This is a genomic window from Bacteroides sp. MSK.20.12 (assembly GCF_019052435.1).
GTDB lineage: Bacteria > Bacteroidota > Bacteroidia > Bacteroidales > Bacteroidaceae > Bacteroides > Bacteroides xylanisolvens.
In genome coordinates this window covers 1-411 of record NZ_JAHQVH010000114.1, presented here as the reverse complement: position 1 = coordinate 411, position 411 = coordinate 1, and the positions used below count along the sequence as shown (strand labels likewise).

Below are 411 nucleotides of genomic sequence, written 5' to 3'. Positions count from 1 at the left end.
TTTTCAAATGACCAGTTTCGTAACCGTGTCGGCAAAACATTCGGAGTGATGGAACTACAACCCGGTCAGGTGAACTGGGGAGTGTATAATCCACACCCCCTACCCGGCGCTGTGCGTATGTGGGTGTATCACGTTTTTGCAGGTGGTGGGAAGTTTGTGTGCAATTACCGTTTCCGTCAACCTCTGAAAGGCAGTGAACAATATCATTACGGCATGATAATGACTGATGGGGTGACTCTTTCTCCGGGCGGTGAAGAATATGTACGTATTGCGCAGGAGATGAAAAAGCTTCGTGCCGCCTACGATAAGAAAAGCCGTATGCCCAAACAGCTGGCTTCCCGACGCATTGGACTGCTTTTCGATATGAACAACTATTGGGAAATGGAGTTCCAGCGTCAGACAGACCAGTGG

1 protein-coding gene is annotated in these 411 nt (G+C 49.1%); it reads left to right on the top strand.

The window, feature by feature from the left end:
- Positions 1-411: beta-galactosidase (locus KTR06_RS24385; protein ID WP_217290902.1), on the top strand; the 411-nt coding region annotated here is incomplete at both ends.